Source organism: Hyphomicrobium sp. (genome assembly GCF_041674905.1).
Lineage (GTDB): Bacteria > Pseudomonadota > Alphaproteobacteria > Rhizobiales > Hyphomicrobiaceae > Hyphomicrobium_B.
Map to the genome: position 1 here is coordinate 1 of NZ_JBAYUV010000042.1, position 22,123 is coordinate 22,123.

At 57.7% G+C, this 22,123-nt stretch carries 18 protein-coding genes; 15 read left to right on the plus strand and 3 right to left on the minus strand.

The genetic code is table 11. The features are described 5' to 3' along the window. Positions 1 to 221 precede the first annotated feature (221 nt). The 5 genes from WC026_RS14645 (at position 222) to WC026_RS14665 (ending at position 4,722) form a co-directional block, all read left to right on the plus strand. Positions 222 to 827, plus strand: a complete 606-nt coding sequence (locus tag WC026_RS14645; RefSeq protein ID WP_372711750.1) for a dimethylamine monooxygenase subunit DmmA family protein — start codon at positions 222 to 224, stop codon at positions 825 to 827. Then, positions 824 to 1,786 (plus strand): 2Fe-2S iron-sulfur cluster-binding protein, encoded by a 963-nt coding sequence (locus WC026_RS14650; RefSeq protein ID WP_372711751.1) that lies wholly within the window; start codon positions 824 to 826, stop codon positions 1,784 to 1,786. The genes WC026_RS14645 and WC026_RS14650 overlap by 4 nt, the downstream gene beginning before the upstream one ends. Positions 1,787 to 1,814: 28 nt before the next feature. Beyond that, entirely contained in the window at positions 1,815 to 2,855 is a 1,041-nt protein-coding gene (locus tag WC026_RS14655; RefSeq protein ID WP_372711752.1) for a DUF3445 domain-containing protein, read from the plus strand. 64 nt (positions 2,856 to 2,919) lie between these two features. Continuing rightward, a complete protein-coding gene (locus tag WC026_RS14660) occupies positions 2,920 to 4,038 on the plus strand; it encodes an aminomethyltransferase family protein (RefSeq protein ID WP_372711753.1) in 1,119 nt (372 codons plus the stop codon). A 252-nt stretch (positions 4,039 to 4,290) separates the two neighbouring features. Continuing rightward, entirely contained in the window at positions 4,291 to 4,722 is a 432-nt protein-coding gene (locus WC026_RS14665; RefSeq protein ID WP_372711754.1) for a group II truncated hemoglobin, read from the plus strand. A 238-nt stretch (positions 4,723 to 4,960) separates the two neighbouring features. On the opposite strand, the gene WC026_RS14670 is transcribed toward WC026_RS14665, so the two are convergent. Together WC026_RS14670 and WC026_RS14675 are read right to left on the minus strand one after the other, a co-directional pair. Next, on the minus strand, positions 4,961 to 5,425 hold the full coding sequence (locus WC026_RS14670; RefSeq protein ID WP_372711755.1) for a VOC family protein: 465 nt from the start codon (positions 5,423 to 5,425) through the stop codon (positions 4,961 to 4,963). 164 nt (positions 5,426 to 5,589) lie between these two features. Next, the gene (locus WC026_RS14675; RefSeq protein ID WP_372711756.1) at positions 5,590 to 6,432 is read right to left on the minus strand and encodes a M23 family metallopeptidase; all 843 of its coding nucleotides are present in this window, start codon (positions 6,430 to 6,432) and stop codon (positions 5,590 to 5,592) included. A 399-nt stretch (positions 6,433 to 6,831) separates the two neighbouring features. Between WC026_RS14675 and WC026_RS14680 the strand changes: the two genes are divergently transcribed. The 10 genes from WC026_RS14680 to WC026_RS14725 all read left to right on the plus strand — a co-directional run bounded on the left by WC026_RS14680 (position 6,832) and on the right by WC026_RS14725 (position 19,944). Continuing rightward, positions 6,832 to 7,497 (plus strand): 4'-phosphopantetheinyl transferase superfamily protein, encoded by a 666-nt coding sequence (locus WC026_RS14680; RefSeq protein ID WP_372711757.1) that lies wholly within the window; start codon positions 6,832 to 6,834, stop codon positions 7,495 to 7,497. Beyond that, on the plus strand, positions 7,457 to 11,542 hold the full coding sequence (locus WC026_RS14685) for a Pls/PosA family non-ribosomal peptide synthetase (protein ID WP_372711758.1): 4,086 nt from the start codon (positions 7,457 to 7,459) through the stop codon (positions 11,540 to 11,542). The genes WC026_RS14680 and WC026_RS14685 overlap by 41 nt, the downstream gene beginning before the upstream one ends. A gap of 192 nt (positions 11,543 to 11,734) precedes the next feature. After that, on the plus strand, positions 11,735 to 13,225 hold the full coding sequence (gene bcsS, locus WC026_RS14690; protein WP_372711759.1) for a cellulose biosynthesis protein BcsS: 1,491 nt from the start codon (positions 11,735 to 11,737) through the stop codon (positions 13,223 to 13,225). Positions 13,226 to 13,471: 246 nt separating this feature from the next. Continuing rightward, positions 13,472 to 14,470: a UDP-glucose 4-epimerase GalE gene (gene galE / locus WC026_RS14695; protein ID WP_372711760.1), complete on the plus strand. Its 999-nt coding sequence runs from the start codon at positions 13,472 to 13,474 to the stop codon at positions 14,468 to 14,470. A 337-nt stretch (positions 14,471 to 14,807) separates the two neighbouring features. Further along, positions 14,808 to 15,863, plus strand: coding sequence for a helix-turn-helix domain-containing protein (locus tag WC026_RS14700; protein WP_372711761.1), 1,056 nt, complete (start codon positions 14,808 to 14,810; stop codon positions 15,861 to 15,863). A 182-nt stretch (positions 15,864 to 16,045) separates the two neighbouring features. Continuing rightward, the gene (locus WC026_RS14705; protein WP_372711762.1) at positions 16,046 to 17,950 is read left to right on the plus strand and encodes a methanol/ethanol family PQQ-dependent dehydrogenase; all 1,905 of its coding nucleotides are present in this window, start codon (positions 16,046 to 16,048) and stop codon (positions 17,948 to 17,950) included. Between the two features lie 118 nt (positions 17,951 to 18,068). Next, positions 18,069 to 18,761, plus strand: a complete 693-nt coding sequence (locus WC026_RS14710) for a pentapeptide repeat-containing protein (protein WP_372711763.1) — start codon at positions 18,069 to 18,071, stop codon at positions 18,759 to 18,761. Further along, a complete protein-coding gene (locus WC026_RS14715) occupies positions 18,758 to 19,195 on the plus strand; it encodes a hypothetical protein (protein ID WP_372711764.1) in 438 nt (145 codons plus the stop codon). The genes WC026_RS14710 and WC026_RS14715 overlap by 4 nt, the downstream gene beginning before the upstream one ends. Before the next feature lie 15 nt (positions 19,196 to 19,210). Next, entirely contained in the window at positions 19,211 to 19,630 is a 420-nt protein-coding gene (gene pedF, locus WC026_RS14720; protein WP_372711765.1) for a cytochrome c-550 PedF, read from the plus strand. A gap of 11 nt (positions 19,631 to 19,641) precedes the next feature. Then, positions 19,642 to 19,944, plus strand: coding sequence for a hypothetical protein (locus tag WC026_RS14725; protein ID WP_372711766.1), 303 nt, complete (start codon positions 19,642 to 19,644; stop codon positions 19,942 to 19,944). Positions 19,945 to 19,995: 51 nt separating this feature from the next. On the opposite strand, the gene WC026_RS14730 is transcribed toward WC026_RS14725, so the two are convergent. Beyond that, complete coding sequence (locus WC026_RS14730) at positions 19,996 to 21,999, minus strand: PhoX family phosphatase (protein ID WP_372711767.1); 2,004 nt, start codon at positions 21,997 to 21,999, stop codon at positions 19,996 to 19,998. Positions 22,000 to 22,123: the final 124 nt, after the last annotated feature.

The window sequence follows — 22,123 nt, forward strand, 5'->3', positions numbered from 1 at the left end:
AACCTCACGACCGACAACCTCGCAACGCGCAAGGCCGGCATCCTGCCGTACCTCGTGCTGCTCGCCGGCGTCATAGTCGTCCTCGCCGCAAACTGGTTCTTCCAGCTCGCTGGGTGAGGGCGAAGATCCTTGATCGCGGCGAAGACTGCAGCGCAGACCATCTGACGTTTTGCAGCTTCGCCGCGATCCAATATAATTTTTAAGGGAGAATATTTGGAGCAATGATTCAGCCAGGAATTAAAAGCCGGCCGACTTACGACAAGTTGAAGCCAGACCCATTTGCCAAAAGCAATATCGTCGTCATCGACGCGGAAGGAAGCAATGCCTACCTGGACATGGCAGCGTCCGCGAGCGCAGAATTTTTAGCTCGAACGACCGTGCTGCTTGATCGCGACTCGGCCCCCGATAGTGGCGTTGCCGACAAAGTGACGGCAACGAAGGTCGGAAATTTTTGGACCTTCCCGACACTCGACACGTTGCTTGCGCGCCTCGACAGCGTTCTTGCGATTTCCAAGATGGGAACGCGCCTCTACGCAGCCGGACGAGAACCGCTGATTGGTTCCGTTGTAAAAATGGCGATTGCGCACGGGGTTTCCTATAACTCCGTCATTAAAGAACACCGGGGATCGCTGAGGCGCCGCGTGCAGTGCGTCCACTGCAAAGGATACACCGACAACGTGACCACGAACCCGGTGCGGTGTGCTCACTGCGGTTTGACGCTGCTTGTGCGCGATCACTATTCATGGCGCATCGGAGCCTTCCAGGGCGTCTGCATCGACGCCGAAAATCCGGGCGAAGTTCCAGAAGCAAAGGTTGATTTTGCATGAGTACAAACGCCTCGCGGCGTGTGCGCGTCGAGGAACTCGAGCGCGTCGCCAATCACATCAAACGGTTCACGTTCGTCCCCATCGATGGACAGCCGTTACCGATTTTCTCTGCTGGTGCGCACGTGATCGTCACGATGCGTGATGGGACCCGGGTGTTGCGGAATCCTTATTCGCTGATGAGCTCGCCCCTCGATACCAGCACCTATCAGATCAGCGTTTTGAGGGTCCAGGAATCCCGAGGCGGCTCTGCTTTCATGCATGAACGTGTCTCGAAAGGCATGACGCTCGAAATCAATGAGCCTGTGAATCTTTTTCCAGTCGATCGGACCGGCCGAAAGCACATTTTGCTTGCAGGTGGGATCGGTATTACGCCGTTCATGGCGATGATGGCGCAGTTTAAGCACGACAAGACGAATTTTGAATTGCACTACGGGGTCCGCTCTTTGAAGGACGCCGCGTATTGCGACCTACTCAGCGGCAATGATACGCCGGGTATCTTTATCTATCGCGCGGACGAAGGGAAGTTCATTCCGCTCGAACAAATTCTTGAGAACCAGCCGCTCGGAACACATCTCTATGTGTGTGGTCCGCAGGGGATGATCGATTGGGTTCTTAAAACGGCGAAAGAGCAAGGCTGGCCGAAGGAGAACGTCCACTCCGAGCTCTTTGCCGCGCCGCCACCCGGACGCGAATTCGTCGTCAAGCTCGCGAAATCAGGGCGCGAAATCGTCGTCGGCGAGCATCAAAGCATCCTGGAAGCCTTGGAGCAGGCAGGCGTCGACGCTCCCTACCTCTGTCGCGGCGGAGCATGCGGTCAGTGCGTGACCGCCGTTTTGGATGTGCACGGAGGAATGCTTCACAACGACCATTACCTTTCGGACGACGAAAAGCGTTGCGGGAACAGGATTGCGACATGTGTGTCTCGGATGGACGGCGGCAGCCTGACACTCGATCTCTAAGACGCACCGATAAAACAAGGATGATGCCATGAACACGATATTCAAAGACGAGACATTCCGGGGCGACTTCACGTTCTCGAACAGCCCGGCGGCGATCAAGCGTTTCCCCTTCCCCTACTGGGAGGATAAATACCGCTACTCGGTCAACATCGAGCCGCATATTGCCGGCCCCAAGGGGTCCGTTTACGAGTTTCCATTCGATATCGACGAGCACTATGTTTCGGACATGCGAGACCGCGCGCTCGTCCTCAAGGAAGACCCGACACGCTTTCAAGCGTTACCGCATATGATGCTCGCGCAATGGGATACGCTTGAGCTGATCATGACTAGCCTGGCGCGCGACTATCCCGAGCACTTCACGCTCGAGAGGAACGGCGATGATTGGCACTGGATCAATCGCCCGCTCAAAATAGAGAACAAGTTCCGCTTCGGCGACGCCTCGACGCTTCCCTATCAGCCGATGGAATATATCACCAGGCAATGCCAGGGTGACTTCACGCTGTCCGATCAGAGAGACAACAATCTCTGGATGGACGCGGGCATCGCGACATCGCAAGCCGATTGGTCGCTTGATTTCGACGTTGGCATGAACTTCATGGAATGGCATGCGCCCGTGCCGCTGGCGCATGAAGCCGGCGTTTTCGATCGCGCGTTGAAATTCCTTCTGGCGCTTCAGTACGGAAAGCCGGTGCGGCGTCTCAATTGGACGATGACGGTCAACTCCCGCCTGGATACGAGCCCCGAAAACTATCACAAATGGGGCACCGATCGCGCCACCGTCACGCCGGAGAACGTCGGCGGCAAAGTTCATTTGCGTGTTGAGCTTCAGGCGCTCTGGCGTCTGCCGCGGTCGAACGCGATTTTGTTCTCGATCCGCGCCTATCTCATCAAGATGGATGAGCTCGTGACCGACCTCAATAAGGCTCGGAGAATGCATCGCGTTCTTCAAACGCTGCCGCCGGAACTGGTGGAGTACAAAGGCCTCACCCGCTATTTCGACATCACGAAGGAATGGCTTGGCAAATACGATGACGGGAAGCCAACGCCGGTCGGCTTTCTGTTCGAATAATCGAGTCAAAAAAAACAAGTGTCGGGCGGCTTGGCCTGAACGTAAAATTTTAAAAGGATATCTCATGTCTTTTTCGCGCCAATCAGCTCTCAACGATCGTCACCGGGCCCTGGGATCGGATCTATCGACAGCTTGGAACGATATGCCGATCCCGCAGAACTATGCGACGAATCCCTATGAGGAGACGGAGGCCGTGCGCTCCCGCGCGGGGCTGTTCGATGTCTCGGGGCTCAGAATGGTGAACGTCAACGGTCCGGAAGCGCAGGCGTTCTTGAATCACCTTCTCACGACCGACATTTCGAAGGCCAAGGCCGGCGATTCCCATATCAGCAACATCGTCAATGCCAACGGCGGCCTGATCGACGACGTTCTGGTTTATGTCGATAGTCCGGACCAGTTTCGCGTTTCGCACGGCGGCGGCACTTTCGAGGAGGCTGCCGCAGCCAGCAAAGGCCGTTTCAACGTCAAGGTCGAACCCGACAACGACGTCCACATCCTGTCGCTTCAGGGCCCTCTGGCGCTCGAAACGCTTGCCCGGCACACACCGATGGATCTGGCGGGGCTCGGCTATTTTCGTCATCAAAAAACGACGCTGTTCGGAAAGCCGGTTTCGATCGGGCGCGGCGGGTATTCCGGCGAACGCGGCTATGAAGTCTTCTGCTCGGCCGCAGACGCTCCGTTTATCTGGGATTCGATCCTCAAGGCCGGTAAGGATGCTGGGATCGTGCCGGCCTCATGGTCCTGCCTTGACATTATTCGCGTCGAGAGCGGCCTCTTGTTCTTCCCATTCGATATGACGAACGAAGATACGACGCCTTGGGAAGTGCGCGCCGGCTGGACAGTCGACTTGTCGAAGCCTGACTTCGTCGGCAAGGACGCGCTTGCGGCTAAGAAGGGAAAAGAACGGTCGTTTATCGCGGGCATCGAAGTCGATGCGGCGAAGGCTATTGAACCCGGCTCGAAGATCACCGCCAAAGGCACGCAAGTTGGTGTCGTGTGCAGTTCGACCTTCAGCCGGCATCTGATGAAGTCGCTCGTTATGGCGCAATTGAAGCCGGAGTTTACGAAACTCGGCACCGAATTGACGCTGCATGACGACAAGGATTACGCCGGCACGGTTGTGCGTATGCCGTTCTACGATCCTCTGCGCTTGCGAACCCATCCTCAGACGGAGCGCGCATAATCCCTGTCATTCGACATGTGCGCAAACTTGGCTAGAGGCATTTGCCTCTAGCCACCTTTCCTTAAACGCGTTGGCGATTTCCGCTGAGTTTCGCCGCCGGTGCCAGAAAATGATCTGAGTCAATGACCGGAGAAGACGTAACGGCCGCATGATACTCGAGGCGCCGCCGCCGAGAGAATTGAGTTCCTGCCAGTTCTGTTGCGCATTTATATCGTTATCCGATATGGCGGGTCGAAATAGGAGGAGAAGGCCATGGCTCAAGCCAGCATTTATCAACGTATGGGTGGCGCGCCAGCTCTGCGGAAGCTTATTGATACGTTCTACGACATCATCGAATTCGAGCCGCAAGGCAATCTACTCAGCATCCTGCATCTCCGTGGCATGGGTATCGCGCATTCCCGCGAGGAGCAGTTTAACTTTCTGTCCGGTTTTTTTGGGGGGCCGAAATTATACATCGAAAAGCACGGCCATTCGGACGTGCGGGAGATGCATCGCCACGTTGAGGTCGGGCCTGCGGAGCGCGATTCGTGGCTTGAGTGCATGCAGACGGCGATCGAGCGATTGGAGTACGATCGTGAGCTCGGCGACGAACTGATGCGGCACTTCCGGATCGTGGCGAACGTTCTTGAAGTCGAGAACCGAACGAACGAAAAGAACAGGCAACTTCTCGCAGCCTGGAAATAGCAGGCGAGATCATTTGCGGCCGCGGGCGAGATAGGCGGCTTATGCCGGCCGCACGAAACGTGTCCAACTTTCAACTTTGCAAATCGATGGCGTAACGCGCTTCAGCGTAACGCACAGTCCGGCACGCGGAAAACGCGCGGCCGAAAATTCTAAAGTTGTGAGATCGACGCAGAGCATGTTTTTCCGCTCAACGTCGCCTGTTGCGCAGTTTGAACAGTTTCTCGATCGTTCGATGCTATTATTGCGTTGGAGCGACCGTTTTGATCGGTGAATAGAGACCAATGGCATTGCCATCAGGATCCTGCACGACAGCGATGCGTCCGATTTTTGTAGCATCCGCCGGGGCGCGTAAAATCTTGCCGCCTTTTTTCAATGCCTCGCCAACGGCATTGTCGACGTCGGCGACCTGAATATACATCAGCCAGCCCGGCTTCGGATCGCTCGGATCTTTGCCTTCATATTTCGTCAGGCCCGCGGCTTCAGTAGGGCCAGCGGCGAACAACGTGTACGCAGGTTCGCCGGGCGCCGGTGCGCGCGTATTGTCATCGGCCGCCACGATTTTCGGCGTCCATCCGGCGACGCTTTGATAGAAATCTCGGCTTCGGTCCGGGTCGGCCGAGATCAACTCATTCCACCAAACCGTACCGTTATCGGCATCAGTTGTCGCCTGCGGGCTTTGGGCGGCCGCCGGCAATGACGTCATTCCGGCCGTCAGCGCGGTGGCCAACAGAGAAAACGCGACGCTTCGGCTGCACGATCTTTTCAAATTTCTGCGCATGGACGGCTCCTGCTCAAAACCGAGAAACTCGACGGAGCAAAGCAAGAGGGATGCCAACAGCGGGTTCAATGCGCACTGTTAAGTGGGGTTCACTTCGGATTGCACGCCAGAATGTACGTAAAGCCGCGAAAACGTTTAAAGTCGCGGCCTGCCTCGAATGGGGTGATGAGGACGCTCTGACCGTCTTTAGGCGGATTATTTATCCCGAGCATATAAAGCGGGTCGATGAGCTGGGCGGTTTCGTTCCACCATTCCGGGGCACCGTAACGATTTTTGCGCCAAACGAGATCATCGCTGCCGACTTCCCAAACCTCCCAGTGAACCTCGGGCAGGTAAGAAGATTGTTCTCCGGGACGGCTGACCCGCGCCAGTTTTTGCCCGCGTTCGATCTTCTGCCCGACCTTGAAATCCTTAATCTCATCGAAGCTCAGGTGATCGAACTCGGAGTAATAGTGTTTCGAGCCGTTAGGCAGGTTAACGTCACGCCGATCGTGCTTCAGTAGAAGAGCGCCTTCGGCACCCCATTGCCAGTCGGCTTTCCAGACGGCTCGGATGGTTCCGGATGCAGGAGCGAGAATCCATTCGCCGAATTTACCGGCATCGATGCCGGAGTGGATCTCATCGCGGCGCGAGCCGTCGACATCGATCCAGCTTGCGTAGAGCGAGGTGATGGGGGAGCACTTGAAGTTCGTCGGATAAACAGGTTTCAGGCCGGTTTCCGTGATCCCATGGCCTTTTTTCATATCCGCCGCATCAATTGTCACTGTTTCTGATTGTGCAATTTGGGGGCTTAACACCCAATGTGCTCCAAAACCGAAGACGGCGATCCCCGCTAAAGCAAATCGCACGCCGCAATTTCGTGTTGGTCTCGTCACGCGGTTCCCGTCCGGCATTCGATCGTCGCGTAAATCTGGATGATAGCGCCAGGGCACACGCGATACCTCACATATGCGCTGAATCGGTTTTAACCAGAGTACACCTGGCCAATCGTAACGATGTTTTCACCTTTAATGCGGTGCGGGCAATTTGATTCAATATCAAAGGTTGCCGTCGGGTTAATTGGCACGTCTTTTTAAAGCAGATCGCAGTCGGCCCATTTCGATAATCGAGGCTCGTCTGTGTATCTCGAAAATTTTACTACAAAAAGATCTGCTTTTTTTGCGGTTTTTCGGCGAATTGGATGGCTTTTCGCGCCTAGCTCCACGTTTCCGAAAGGGGCGACGGCGGATGAGGGGCGTGGGTCAATTGAGGGACGGGATGCCGTCCCGGGTGTGCGAATCTGGTACGTCGACCACGCCGCAAATTCGAATCTGAGCAATGCAGACGCAAACTTGACCAAATCCGATTTCACCGAGTTCGCTCCGGTTCGTCATACGGCCACGCGGCAGCGATCACTCTCAGTGCGTGCGGTTCTGCGTCAGGCGCTGTCGGAAAGTGTTGCCGGTAAAGTGACTCCTAATGCTTGGTGTTTCGGCCGTACGGCAAACGCGCAGCCGATCCTTTTGAACAGCGAAAACAACCTTAAATTCAGCTGTTCCCACACCTCAAAGATGTCCGTCATCGCCGTTTCGACGGTCGGTGACGTCGGCGTCGATATCGCCGATGCTTCATTCGATTTTGCCTCCGACTGGCTCAATGACGTGATGTCGGAGCGTGAGCGTAACGCGCTCGAAAAGCTTTCGGTAAGCAAACGTGCCGGTGCCGTTTCCCGGCTTTGGACCCTCAAGGAAGCCTACGTGAAGATGCTTGGCACCGGAATTGCTGAGATCGCGGATGTCGCCTTCGATCTGGGTGACGATCGCCTTCTTCCAGGACGTTCTAAACACAGGTTCCTACAACCCGTTTTCAGGACTTGGGTCGTCAACAATCAAGGGCATCGCTACTCCGTAGCGCTCGCGTCAAGTCGTTCCGTTTCGACGCGTGCTCCGTTGGGCTGCTGTTTGAGTGAGGTTTCCCTTGGCCATTCAAGAGATAGATTTCCAGCTTTGGCAGGATGAGAGGCCCCGCGAGCCACGTCTCCTTCATCAACATTTCGAACAGCAGGCGCTGATCCATCCCGACCACCCGGCCGTTGAGTTCAGCGGCCAGATTTTCACATATGAAGAGCTCGACTGCGATGCGAACCAGATCGCTCACTATCTGGTTCGGCAAGGGGTCGGTGTCGGTTCGCTGGTAGGAATTTGTCTGAAGAAATCGCCCCGACTTTACGCTGCGATGCTTGGCATCCTCAAAGCCGGCGCGGCTTACGTTCCGATCGATCCGAAGTGGCCGATGGATCGCATTCGCGCCATCGCCGACGATGCGCAGCTGCGGTTCATCGTGTCGGAGGGTGTCCTGGGGAGCGAGCTTGACTGCGAACTCGACACGCCTGTGCTGGCTCTCGATGCCGTGCATGAAAAAATTCTGCTCGAGCCGGTCGTTCCGATGGTCGATTTTGAGCGGCGACTTACCCCTGCCGCGCTGAGCTACATCATTTACACATCGGGTTCGACTGGACGTCCGAAGGGCGTCATGATCGAGCATCGCAATGCCTTGGCGTTCGTAAAGTCGCTCAAGACCGTCTACGGCATTACCGAACAGGATCGCGTTTATCAGGGGTTCTCGACGGCCTTCGATGCTTCGGTCGAGGAAATCTGGGCTGCATTTTCCCGCGGCGGTACGCTGGTTGTGCCGACCGAGGAAATTCAGCGTTCGCCTGCCGATGTTGCCGATTTCATCAACGACAACAATATCACTTATTTCTCTACTGTTCCGACGATGCTGGCGATGATCGACCGGGATCTGGATACGGTCACAACGCTCGTGCTCGGCGGCGAAGCTTGCTCCAACGAGTTGGTGACGCGGTGGGCGCGGCCGGGCCGGCGCATGCTCAATACTTATGGGCCGACGGAAGCGACCGTCGTTGCCACGTGGTCGGAGTGCGTCAGCGGCGTGCCGGTTTCGATCGGCACGGCGCTTCCCGGCTATACGACTTACGTTCTTGATGAAAACATGCGGCCGGTGGCGCCGGGTGAATGCGGCGAACTGTTCATCGGCGGGGCTGGGGTCGGTCGCGGCTACATGAATTTCGAGACGCTCACCGAGCAGCGGTTCATCGCGAACCCGTTCGAGCCGGAACGGAAAGACCGGCTTTACAGAACCTTTGATCACGTGCGTCTCGGAGACGATGGAGAGCTTTATTTCCTCGGGCGTCTCGACGATCAGGTTAAAATTCGCGGCTTTCGTATCGAGCTATCGGAGATCGAATCCGTTCTGATCGAAAATCCGGCCATCAAGGCTGCGGCGGTCGCCGTGACGGACATTGGCGAGATGAAGCAACTCGCTGCATTCATCGTCGTCAATGATCAGGCTGCCGATCTTGACAGGCACGCGATCGCGGAGGTTCTTCGTAATCGGCTGCCACCCTATATGGTGCCGCAATATCTCGATGTCATCGAAGAGCTGCCGATGATGTCGAGCGGCAAAGTCGATCGCAAAAGCTTGCCCAGGCCGCGGACGCTTCTGAACGGACCCAGTGAAATGGTTCTGCCGGAAAGCGATCTCGAGAAGCGCCTTGCCGCGTCGTGGGCGACGGCATTTCAACTTTCTGAAATCTCGACGACGGCGGATTTCTTTGTCGATCTCGGCGGGCACTCGCTGCTGGCGTCACAGGCCGTCAGTCTGGTCAGGGCTGCTGTACCGGATGCGCCGATTTCCGTGCGCGACTTTTATGATCACCGGACGGTGCGCCAGCTTGCGAACGTTCTTGAAACGCGCCGCGCCAGCCAGCAGGCCTGTTCCGACGATTCAGTGGCACAGCCGCGTCCGATCAAGAAGGCCGCCGCTCTGACACGTTGGACAGTAGCTGCACTCCAGGCCATCAGCATTTTTGTATATTACGGCATCGTCGCCGCGCCGTTGGCATTCGTCGTGGTTATGGCGACGTCGGTTATCGACGGTGAGATTGCTTGGCCTCTGGCTGGGGCGATCATGACGACGGTCGGTTTCGCACTTTGGCCATGCGCTTTGCTTTTTACCGTTGCGCTCAAATGGATGGTTATAGGGCGCGTGAAACCTGGGCGTTATCCGCTCTGGAGCTTCTATTATTTCCGATGGTGGCTGGTACAATGCTTCCAGCCGCTCGGTTGGGCCGAAATGTTTTCCGGTACGCCGCTGATGAGCCTTTACTGGCGCGCGATGGGCGCCAAGATCGGCCGCAACGTCACGCTCTCGACGTCGCTTTGCGGCGCATTCGACGCTGTATCGATCGGTGACGGTTCGAGCGTCGGTCTCGAAACGCAGATTCTCGGATACCGGGTTGAGGGCGGGTATCTCGTCATCGCGCCTGTCGAGATCGGCGCGAACTGTTTCATCGGCATGCACTGCAATCTCGGGCTCGACACGACGATGGGTGATGGCGCGCGGCTCGACGACATGTCGGCGCTGAGCGACGCAACGGTGATGAAAGCCGGCGAGGGCCGTCGTGGATCGCCGGCGCGTGTTGCGGACGTCGCCGTGCCGCCAGCCGATGCAGATTCGCGCATGGGCCGCAGATTCTTGTTCGGCGTGCTGCATCTCGTATCCATCTATGCGATGGGCTACTTCCTTGTCGCGACACTCGCGCCCTCTCTGGCGCTGATCCTCGGCGGTCTCTGGCTTGCAGGTCCGCTCGGTGGCGCGATCGGAGCATTCGTCGCCGTGCCCGTCGGCATCCTGACGTATGTCGGATGCGTGGTTTTGCTGGTGCGGGTGCTGCGGCCGCTGGAAGCCGGAAGCATGTCGATCTATAGCAAGGCGTATCTCAAGCATTGGTTCGTCAGCTATCTGCTCGAGAATACGAAGACGATTGTACAACCGATCTATGCGACGATCTTCTGCCCGTCGCTGCTTCGCGCGCTTGGCGCAAAAATCGGTGCGGGTTCGGAGATCTCGACGGTCTCGCACATCACGCCGAACCTTTTGGAAGTCGGCGAGGGAAGTTTTCTTGCGGACGCGTGCCTCGTTGGTGGCCAGCGCATCCATGGCGGCACGGTCGAAGTCGGAAAAGTCAGCATCGGCGCACGCAGCTTCATCGGCAACAGCGCGGTGGTTTCCGGCGGACATACGATCGGCAGCAACTCCTTGATTGGCGCGGCATCGACGCCGCCTGCGAACGTCAGTCACGTTCCGAACGACACGAAATGGTTCGGCGCGCCGGGATTTGCCCTTCCGCAAACTCAGCAAGAGGCGACCTTCGACGACAAAGAGATCTTTGCGCCGACCCGTGGAGCGCTCATCGCGCGTACGCTGACGGATACGACGCGGATCCTGCTGCCGGGGTCGATCTTCGCGCTCGACACCGTGACGTTCGTTACGCTGATCGTTGTCTCGCACCGCGCGATGATGCCCACATGGCTGCTCGTCCTTTTCGTGCCGTTGCTAGCGTCGGCGCTGGCTTTCGTTTCGATGCGGTTGTCCGCACTCGTCAAAGTTTTGTTCATTGGCCGCATCGCGCCGGTGGTGAAGCCGCTCTGGTCGCGATTTATCTGGAATAACGAGCTGGTCAACGGGGTCTATGAAGCCGTCGCGGCACCAGCGATGACACCATTGATGGGAACGCCATTTCTGGCTGCGTACCTGCGTTTGATGGGCTGCAAAGTCGGAAAATGGTGCTATCTCGGCACAACGCTATTTTCGGAATTCGACCTTGTTGAAATCGGCGACCGGGCTTGCCTGAATATGGGCGCGACCATCCAGACGCATCTGTTTGAGGATCGGGTTTTCAAGGCGGATGTCATCAAAATCGACGACAATTGCAGCGTCGGAAACATGGCGGTGGTTCTGTACGGAACTGAAATGCGGGATGGCTCGAACCTCGGGCCCCTCTCCGTCCTCATGAAAGGTGAGATGTTGCCTGAAGCGACCCGGTGGCACGGAACGCCGTGCGAGCCGGTCGCGATGGCGAGGCTGCAGTTGGCCGAAGCAGTCAAGCCGCAATCCACAGAAATGGGTATGAATATACAGTTAAAGCCGGAGCAATGGCGTGCGCAAGAAAGCATGGGATCATTGCAGCCGGCGGCTTGACTAGGGGTTCGCAGCCAAACTGTGACATGCGCGCCATTGCAAGCGAGGCTTCGTGGGCTTGACGCGTGCTCCGCCTCGACACCCGGAGGCGAATCACCCTGACTCGATTTTTGAAATTGAGACGCACAAGGAGCGCTGTTTTTCGATCGGCGCGGATGTGCAGGGTGTCAACGCCCTTTTGGGAGTGGGTATATGAAACTCGTTTTGGGGTCCATCTCGACCGCTGCACTTCTGTGCATCATGGCAGGGACTGCATATGCTGATGGTCCATTCGGCTCACTGAAGGACACGGCGCCGGTTATTGAACAACCGACTTGGTCGGGGTTCTATTTCGGTGCGGGTTGGGGCTACGGTCACAACCGCTCGAAGAACAATTACCGCGATAGCGAGGGCGAGAGCTCGTCGAGAACCGAACACGCCGACGGCGGGCTGGTTTCACTGATCTACGGTGTGGACCGGCAGATCGGCGACCGGTTTGTGGTCGGTGTTTTTGGCGACATGGATCTTTCGGATATCACGCGCGGTAATCGCGACGACCACAACGCGCTGGAGATCGATCGCGCCTGGGCTATTGGCGCACGCGCAGGTTTTCTGGTTAACAACCGCACGCTTGTTTTCGCGACCGCAGGCTACACGGAAGCGCATTTCGACAATGATGGCTGGTGGGATATCGATCCGCCGTCCGCTCCGGGAACAACGCTTCGCGGCGCGTCTTCGCGAACCTTTGGTGGCTACTTCGTTGGCGGCGGTGTCGAGTCGCGGCTGACTGATAATTTCTTCCTGCGCGGCGAAGTTCGATATGCGGATTACTCGGGCCGGGTGACGAACTCAGGTAATTTCGACGGCGCGGATTACGTCGACAAGGAAGTTCCGTCGCTTCTGACAGCGCGCGCATCGCTGATCTACAAGCTCGGCCGTTCGGAAGTCATGAATCCGGGTAGTGAAATCGACGATACGCAGGGGCCGAAGTATATCAGCTACGCGGGCGCAGAGGGCGCGAACCATGCGTGGGCCTTCTATACCGGCGCGCTCGCCAAGCTGAATGGCGGCTTCTATACGAACGGCTTCATCCTGCGCTCGGAAGGCATCATTGCCGATTACGACTACCGGGCGACGGGCGGTCCATTCACGCCCGATCCGGAAGCATCGGCGCCAGCCGGCACCAAGATCGATGCCAGGGATCGTTCGCTCGACGTGATGCTCGGTTATCAGTGGGTGCAGGACAAATGGAGCGCGACGGCCTATATCGGGTACGAAGTGCGCGACGTGCATTTGTCGCCGGACGATCTGAACAATGACGTTCGCGGCACGGACTCCGGCCTGAAGGTTGCCTTCGAGCTCGAAACCGATGATCAAAGCGAAGATCGGTTCTACGGGTCGTTCGAAACCAGCTATTCGATGGCTTTCAATTCGTACTGGGCGCAGGGCCGCATCGGCTACAACTTCCAGAAAATGCTCGGCGCAGAGAGCGTCATCTTCGGACCTGAGGCTTCGGTTCTTGATGACGATGGCGATGTCGCGACGCGCGTTGGTGCGTTCACGACCTTGCGTTACAACGTGACGCCGAAAATTCCGATGAGGTTGACGTTCAACGTCGGCAATCAGTTCGTGAACGATAGCGGCGAGTCGCGCAGCGGCGGCGAGGGTCTCTACGGCGGCGGAATGGTGCGCTTCGACTACTGATCGGCGATTGCCGGGCCTCCACGGTCCGAGATCCGATAAGATTTTAAAGCGCTTCCGTTTTCTCACGGGAGCGCTTTTTAATGCGGGATTCGTGTTTCAACGTGCTGTCGTCGTAGCCGGCAAATGGCGGCTGCAACGGGCAGGCGGCGCGCTTTTTGCTATATTGATCGGCTGGCCAGCCGTATCGGCGGCGACGTGCCTGCGCGGTTGCGGCGTGAAAAGAATTCGGAAGGTTGTGCCAACGTCATGAGCGTTTTGGTTACGGGCGGCGCCGGATACATCGGCAGTCACATGGTTCTGGAACTTCTGGATGCCGGCGAGAAAGTCGTCGTCATCGATAATCTGTCGACGGGATATCGTTGGGCCGTGGCCCCCGGAGCAGACCTCGTCGTTGCCGATATCGCCGATACGAATGTCGTCCGGCAGACGATCCAAGATCATGGCGTCACCGCGATCATCCATTTCGCAGGCTCGATCGTGGTGCCGGATTCCGTCGCCGATCCGCTCGGCTACTATCTGAACAATACCGTTAATTCGCGTGGGCTGATCGCAACCGCCGTCGAGAGCGGCGTTAAGAATTTCATTTTCTCGTCGACGGCGGCGGTCTACGGCAATCCGAAGGAAAACCCCGTCACTGAAACGGCGACGCTCATGCCGATGTCGCCTTACGGCTCATCGAAATTGATGACCGAGATCATGCTTGCCGATGCCTCGCGCGCGCATGATTTCCGCTTCGTCGCGCTGCGCTATTTCAACGTCGCGGGGGCCGACCACAAAGGCCGCTCGGGCCAGTCGACGCCAAAAGCGACGCATCTGATCAAGGTCGCCTGCGAAACAGCGGTTGGCAAGCGCAGCCAAATGGAAGTCTTTGGCACCGATTATCCGACGCCCGATGGCACGTGCATTCGCGACTACATCCAGGTGAATGACTTGGCGGCCGCTCATCTCGTGGCATTGAAATACCTGCGCAGCGGCGGCGCGTCGGAGATCTTCAACTGCGGATATTCGAAGGGATATTCGGTGCATGAGGTCATCGCGGCCGTGAAGCGGGCATCGGGCAACGACTTCAAAGTCGTGCTATCGCCGCGCCGCGCCGGAGATCCGGCAGCGATCGTTGCGGCGTCCGCCAAGATCCGCGATGCGCTCGGCTGGCTGCCGCAGCATGACAATCTCGACGAGATCGTGAACCAGGCGTTGAACTGGGAACGGGGCGTCGATCGGTTGAAGGCCTCGGTCGCCGGATAACGTCGCCATGCGCGACGAGAGCGCCATTCGTCTTCCTCGGTGTGCGGTAAAATTCTACTTTTGCCGTTGTCTCGCGCCTTTCGTGAGGTGAACCTTCCTTGGCGGAGGGAATACATTCCCGTTTTTGCGTGAATGATCGGAAATTTGGCCCAAAGTTGAATGGCGCCGAGTGGACGCTTTGATCCTTCATCGCCGAAAGCGACCACGGCTAAAAGTGGCGCAAAAAACGAAACCTCCGGGAGATCAGTGGATGAAATCGGTTCGTCTCATCTCATAAAAAATTCAGAGCTTGATTGCGACGGCCGCGCTGCGCGCTGGTCGTGCAACTGAATTTCAAATGAGCGTTTTCGCTCGTCCTATTCGCTTGCGCAAGTGGACGGCAATGAACCAGTTCGAAAGAAATGGTCGTGAGTTCAATCATGCCCACAATGTTCGCAACGCTGTCGAGTCGGCATCCTCCGCAGCGCAATCGGCACTGACCGCATCATGGCGGCGATCGCTGTTGTTTCATAAGCTCGATCCCGATACGGCGTCCCGGCCCAATAGAGTTGAGACGTCCGTTCTCAGGCAGGCCTCCGATAGGCTCGGGCGTTTGGCAAAAATTGCGACGCCGAGGCTCGATCGAATTTTCAACGTCGTCGGGCACGCCGGGTGTTGCGTGCTGTTCGCAGACTCCGAGGGTTTAATCATCGAGCATCGTGCGAAGCCGGCCGATGGTGCTCTCTTCGGGCAATGGGGGCTTTCGAGCGGATCAATCTGGAGTGAAGGTAACGAAGGCACGAATGGCATTGGGACCTGCCTTGCGGAGCAACGTGCCGTCGCCGTTTTCGGCCATGAACATTTCCATGCTCGGAATGCAGTGATGCGATGCATGGGCGCGCCGATATTCGACGAGAATGCGGCATTGGCAGCCGTAATCGACATCTCGACATGTTCCAATGCAGATTCAAACGGGAATATGACCGCGCTCATTGCTATGGTCGTGTCGGACTTTGCTCGTAAGATTGAAAGCGAAAACTTTCGTGAGGTGTTTCGCGATTGCCGCGTCGTGATGCCTTACGAGCAGGATGCGCGGTGCTCGGCTCTGATCGCCGTCAATCAATACGATATCGTCGTTGGGGCGACGCGATCAGCGCGTCAATTGCTCGGGTTGTCCGGCAATATGCTCGGTCGGCCCCTTGCTGACGTCCTCGCAAGAGAGCGTCAATCCTCCGATTTGCAAAGCGCGGAGCGCGCGGAACTTCATCGAGCGATTGCGCGCTGCGATGGCAATCTTTCAGCCGCAGCGCGCGATCTCGGCATCGGCCGCGCGACGCTCTATCGGAGAATGAACCGGCTGGGCATTGCCGGCGCTCCGGAGAGTTTCTGCTTCGCCGCGGATCGCTCCAATTGAAGCGAGAAATGTCTCGCTGACGAGACATTCGGCTATCGGCCACCTCTTTCGGAGGGTGGCAGCAAACTCAATCAGCACACAGAGTGCGCCCCAGGTTTGTCGGCGAAATGGCCGCGAACCACGACGTCAGCAGCCGCACTCGACGCGGCGTGCCAATCACAAAATTACCTGGAGGTACACCCATGGCAGCAACACTCCCTATTCGCGTCAGTCGCGCGGCTTTGTTCGCAGCGACGGCCTCGTTGTCGATTTCAGTCGCGGGTTTCGCCGCGGTTGGCGCGGAAACGGCGCATACGACGAAGCCCGTCAGCTACGAAGACCTCGCGAACGATGACAAAACGACAAATGACGTTCTGACCTACGGCATGGGTCAGCATATGCATCGATACAGCACGCTCGACCAGATCAACGTCAATAGCGTTGCCGGTTTGAAGCCGAAATGGTCGTTTTCGTTTGGTGACGAGAAACAGCGCGGACAAGAAGGCCAGGCGCTTGTCCATGACGGCGTCATCTATATCACGGCTTCGTATTCTCGAATTTTTGCGCTCGATGCGAAGAGCGGGAAAAGACTGTGGTCGTATTCGGCGCGGCTCCCTGACGACATTCGTCCGTGCTGCGACGTGGTCAGCCGTGGCGCCGCCATTTATGGCGACAAGGTTTTCTTCGGCCAGCTCGACGGCAGCATGACGGCGCTCAACAAGGATACCGGCAAGGTCATCTGGACGAAGAAGTTCGACGATCATGAAGCCGGTTATGCGTTTACCGGCGCGCCGTCGATCATCAAGGATCAGAAGACCGGCAAGATTTTGCTCATTCACGGCAACTCCGGCGATGAGTTCGGCGCTGTCGGCAAGCTCTATGCGCGCGATCCCGACACGGGCGAAGAAATCTGGATGCGTCCGCTTGTTGAAGGTCACATGGGCCGGCTTAACGGCAAGGATTCCACGACAACGGGAGATGCCAATGCTCCATCGTGGCCCAACAATGCGAAGGGCGAGAAAGTCGAAGCCTGGCATCACGGCGGCGGCGCACCCTGGCAGACGGCGGCGTTCGATGCGAAGACCAACACGATTGTTGTCGGTTCAGGCAATCCGGCGCCGTGGAACGCGCACTATCGCACACCGGGCGACAACCTCTTCACGTCTGGTCAGGCCTATGTCGATCCAACGACGGGCAACCTAATCGGCTTCTTTTCGCATACTCCGAACGATGCCTGGGACTTCTCGGGCAACAACCCCATCCTGCTTTTCGACTATGAGAAGGATGGGAAAACCGTCCGCGCCGGTGCCCATGCCGACCGCAACGGGTTTCTCTTCATCACCGACCTCGACAAGCTGACGGAACGCAAAGGCCTCGGAAGCGGCGACGTTTATCGGCAAGCAGGAAGTGCGCTCGCGATTTGGCCATTTGTCCGCGACATCAACTGGACGAATGGTTGGGATCTCGCTTCAGGTCGTCCGAATGAGCCGCAGGGCAAGGATTCGAAGCGGCCGCCGGCTCCATTGCCCGGCAAGGACAAGGGCGAAGCCATCAAGGTTACGCCGAACTTCCTCGGTGGCACCAACTGGATGCCAATGAGCTACAACCAAGATACGAAGCTCTTCTACATTCCGTCGAATGACTGGACTGAAGATTACTGGACCGAGAATGTCACCTATAAGAAGGGCGCCGCATATCTCGGTCAGGGCTTCCGCATTCATAGGCTTTTCGACGATCACATCGGCGCACTGCGCGCGGTCGATCCGACCAACGGCAAGATCGTGTGGGAAGCGCTTGAGCACATGCCGCTGTGGGCCGGTACGCTCACGACCAAGGGCGGTCTCGTGATCACCGGAACGAGTGACGGATACGTCAAAGCGTTCGATGCGAAGAACGGCAAGGAACTGTGGAAGTTCCAAACCGGTTCCGGCGTCGTCTCGCAGCCGGTCACGTGGGAGACGGATGGCAAGCAATATATCGGCATTGCCTCGGGCTACGGCGGTGCGGTGCCACTCTGGGGCGGCGACATGGCCGACCAAACGAAGCAAGTAAGCCAAGGCGGATCGTTCTGGGTCTTCGAAGTGCCTCAGACAACCGCAGCCAACTAACGTCCCTGCGCGGAGCGATCATTTCATGCGCTCCGCGTTCCACTGAAGGACGCCACTTGGCAGCGGCCTGCTTTCAGCGCGAGCCGCTGCCCCTTTTGTTTCGAATATGAGGCTCACCATGGGTCGAAATCATACGAGCCGCGCCGTTGCTGCGGCGTGGATTATCGCGGCGGCATACGCCGTAGCGTGCAACGTCACAACACTTCGGGCGCAAGACTATCCTGTCATCGTCAATTCGGAAGATCGTCCCGATCCCTGGATCGTCAATGGATGCAAAATTGCGCCGAACACCAATTGCGAAGGTGCCGATTTAAGGCATGCCGATCTGAAGAACGCCGATCTTACTGGCGCAAATTTGAAAGGTGCGCTGCTGACACGCGCGGACTTGCGGCATGTGAATTTAAGCAACGCCGATCTTGCCGGCGCCAATCTCGAGGCGACCAAGCTGCAATACGCTTTTCTGCACGGAGCAAATTTGTCCGGAACCGTTTTGCGCGGTGCCGACATGACGTTCGCGCGCGCGGTCAAGGCCAATTTTTCCAATGCGGACTTGAGTGCAGCAACTCTCGAAGCCGCTTTTCTGAAAAGTAGCAACTTTCTCGGCGCTATTTTCAGAAGCACGGATCTCCAGGAGGCGAAGCTGTATCAGGCAAACCTCAGCAACGCGGTGTTCGACGGTACGAAGATCAGGTTCGCAATCTTTCAAGATGCGGTGATGTACGGTTGCACGGGCTGCCCGCAAACTTGGCAGTACGGCGACAAGCAATGGGAAAACGACAAAGAGAAGTGGGAGCCAGCGGCCGGTCAATGAGGCTCGACAGGTCATTGATCTTTGGCTTGCTGCTCAGCTTCGCGCTGCTTCAGCCCGCGGCGGCCGCGCGCGACGATCTCCAAGCCATCAAAGGCTGCATGAAGGTTGCCAGCGACGATGAGCGTCTCAAATGTTTCGACGGGGAAATCCGCAAGCTCGTCAAGCCGACATTCGAAGGGCGTCTGGATGTCGTCACCGCGCCGTTCACGATCGATGGACCGACGACGCTGCGGTTTCACAGCGATGGGGTGATCTTTGTTCTCTACGTGAAGACCATCGACGATCGCGTCGTCCAGAACCTTCATATCGGCGGTGGTGGAGAAAGCTCGTACGTCATCGAAAATCCGGGAACCTATTTTTTGCAAGTCAATGGAGCCGAGGGCTGGCGCATCTGGCTCGATCCGCCGCCCAAAACTGTCGCTGCCCATGATTGAACAAAAGGATACGACATGAGGAACATTACGATCATTGCGTGCACGGCTCTTGCTACTGCGATTTTTGCGACTGGCGTAATGGCGCACGGCGATATGGCGCCCCAGCCCATCGATACGACGGGTCTCGAGCCGCTCGGCGAAGAATGGCGCGCAACCAATCCCTATCGTGGAAATCCGAAGGCCATTGAAATTGGCGCTCGCGGCTACAATTCCAACTGTGCGCGATGTCACGGGCTCGATGTGAAGTCGGGCGGCATGGCGCCGGACTTGCGGATGCTCGAAAGCTCGGATGAAGGAGACGCGTGGTTTCTGATGCGAATTCGCAGCGGCGCAAAACGCGATGATCGTGTGAAGATGCCGCCTTTTGAAGGCATTCTCAGTCAGGAAGCGATGTGGGCTATTCGTTCCTACATTGAATCACAGCCTAAAGATTGATGAGGAGATGCTTGCCTCAGCTCGTTGTGTGCGCGATCTGCAGTCAGGCTGCTGCTGAGACCGCCGAGTACCAAGTTCGACGGCTTATTTACCTCGGTTCGAGTTGCGGCGTTGAAAATCTCGAGCGACTCGATCCATCACCGGGGCACGAGCGCTTCAAAGCGGCGTGCAAGAATGTCAGCGCTTATCCGAATGGATTGGAGATCGACTGCACCGATCCATCAGACGACAGATCGTGCACGATCGTGACACCCTCTGTGACGTTCGATCAGCTTGAACTACTGCAGCCGAAAAATGTGGTCGTGCCGAAGTGAGATCGCTGCGTCATGCATCACGCTGTTGCCCTTTGGAAAGATGCCTTTCGGTCATGTCCCAATCTTGCCGCCGCCCTTACGCGTGATCGCAACGACGGATGGGCGAGCCGGCATATCCGGTTTGAAGTCCGGCCAGCGCGTGGAAAGATCCTCGTAGTATGAAAAGCGCCCGAAGGCCGGCCAGTCTGGTCCGTCGTCGGCGGGGTGCTGAACGGCGACGAAAGCTGTCGTATCGTCCGGCGTGAAGCAAGGGCCGCAAAGCTCCGCACCATGTGGCACGCGATAGAAGAGCTTCGACGTTGCCCGTGACGGTCCCTCCGTATCGATGGCCCAGAGTCCATCGGCACGGCCGGTCACTGCTGCGTCGTTGCCGTCGGTTGCGACCCATAAGCGTCCGGCGGAATCGACGACGGCGTTGTCCGGCATGCCGAACCAGCCGTTTCTGCTGGTCTCGGTGGAGAAGGTCGCTCCGACGTCGGCGACAGACGGATCACCGCACTTGAGCAGGATTTCCCAACGCCCGCTCGTTGCCGCGTGATCGCCGCCGTTCTCTATGATTTCGATGATGTGGCCGAAGACATTTTCCGCGCGCGGGTTGGCGGCGTCGATCTCATCCGGCTTACGCTTCGTGTTGTTGGTCAGCATGATATAGACGCGCCCGGTTACCGGATTGGGCGTGATATCTTCGGGCCGATCCATTTTAGTGGCGCCGAGAAGGTCGGCGGCACGACGCGCCTCGATCAGGACATCGGCTTGGCCGCTGAAATCGTTGGCCTCGGTGAGCGGTCCCTGGTCGAAGACCAGCGGCAGCCAGATAATTGATCCGTCGGCGGAGAATTTGGCAACATGCAGCGTGCCGGCATCGAGCAGGTCCATGTTTGCCGCGCGGTTGGCCGGATCGAAGCGCCCTGCGGTCACGAATTTGTACACGTAGTCGAACCGCTCGTCGTCGCCGAGGTAGAAGGCGACGCGGCCGTCCTTGGCGACGACGTTGTCGGCACCCTCGTGTTTGAAGCGCCCAAGCGCGGTGCGTTTCTTCGGAACGGACTGAGGGTCGAACGGGTCGACTTCAACGACCCAGCCGAAGCGGTTGGCCTCATTCGGCTCTTTCGAGAGATCGAAGCGATCGTCGAAACGTCCCCAAGCGTAGGGCGCAGAGGGAATGGCGAGACGCTGATAGTTCGCCGCTTCACGATGTCCTTCTGGAAGTGCGCCGGAGAAATAGCCGTGAATGTTTTCTTCGCCGGACACGAAGGTGCCCCAGGGCGTCATTGCGCCCGAGCAGTTGTTGAGCGTGCCGAAAACCTTGCGGCCGCTCGGATCGGCGTTTGTCTTGACGCGATCCGTTCCGGCAACCGGCCCTGAGAGATGGATCTCGGTGGCGGCTGTAATGCGGCGGTTCAGGCGTGAGTCTCGCACCAGCCCCCATTTTCCGTCGATTTTTTGAATTTCGGCGATCGTTGCGCCGTGCGCCATTGCTTCTATGCGAAAGCGTTCAGGCGTCGCGGCGTGCATGCTCAGTTTGCCGTTCTTGATTTCGACGATGCCGGGAAACATGAGATGCGGGTTGGTGTACTCGTGATTGACGAATAACACGCCGTGTGCTGACGGATCGACCGCGCCAAGCATCGGCAGATAACCGACGAAGTCGTTGTTGTAGCCAAACTGGCGGGCTTGCGCTTCCGGTGTTTGCCGCGTGGGGTCGAAGCTCGGAGAGTCGGGAAAAAGCGCCTCACCCCAGCGAAGCAAGACGTCGGCGTCGTAGCCTTCCGCAATGTGGTGGTTGGCATCAACGCCGGCTTCGAGCTCGGTGAAGCGGAACGCGGATTGGCTGGGCTCTGCTTTGGCGATCTTCGCGGCGGTTAAAGCCGTCATGCCGACCGTCGTCGAAATCGCCGAAACGGCGAGCGCGCCCTGCAAGACGATTCGTCTTGAAAAGCGCAGGCTGACGATTTCGCCCATGGTTGGGTTGTCGGAATTATTTCGCGTCGGCGCGTCGGCGTGCTCCAGCATGCTGGCTGCAAACGGAGACTCGCGTCGTTCATCAGCGCTCATGGCTTGGTCCCGGAAGGTACGAAAGGGGGTTTCGCCAGGTTAGAATCCGCCTTTGACGGATTCGCGACAGACGCCAGCGGCAAAGAGACCGTATTGGCAAATCGTTGGCGCCCGGGCGATGCAT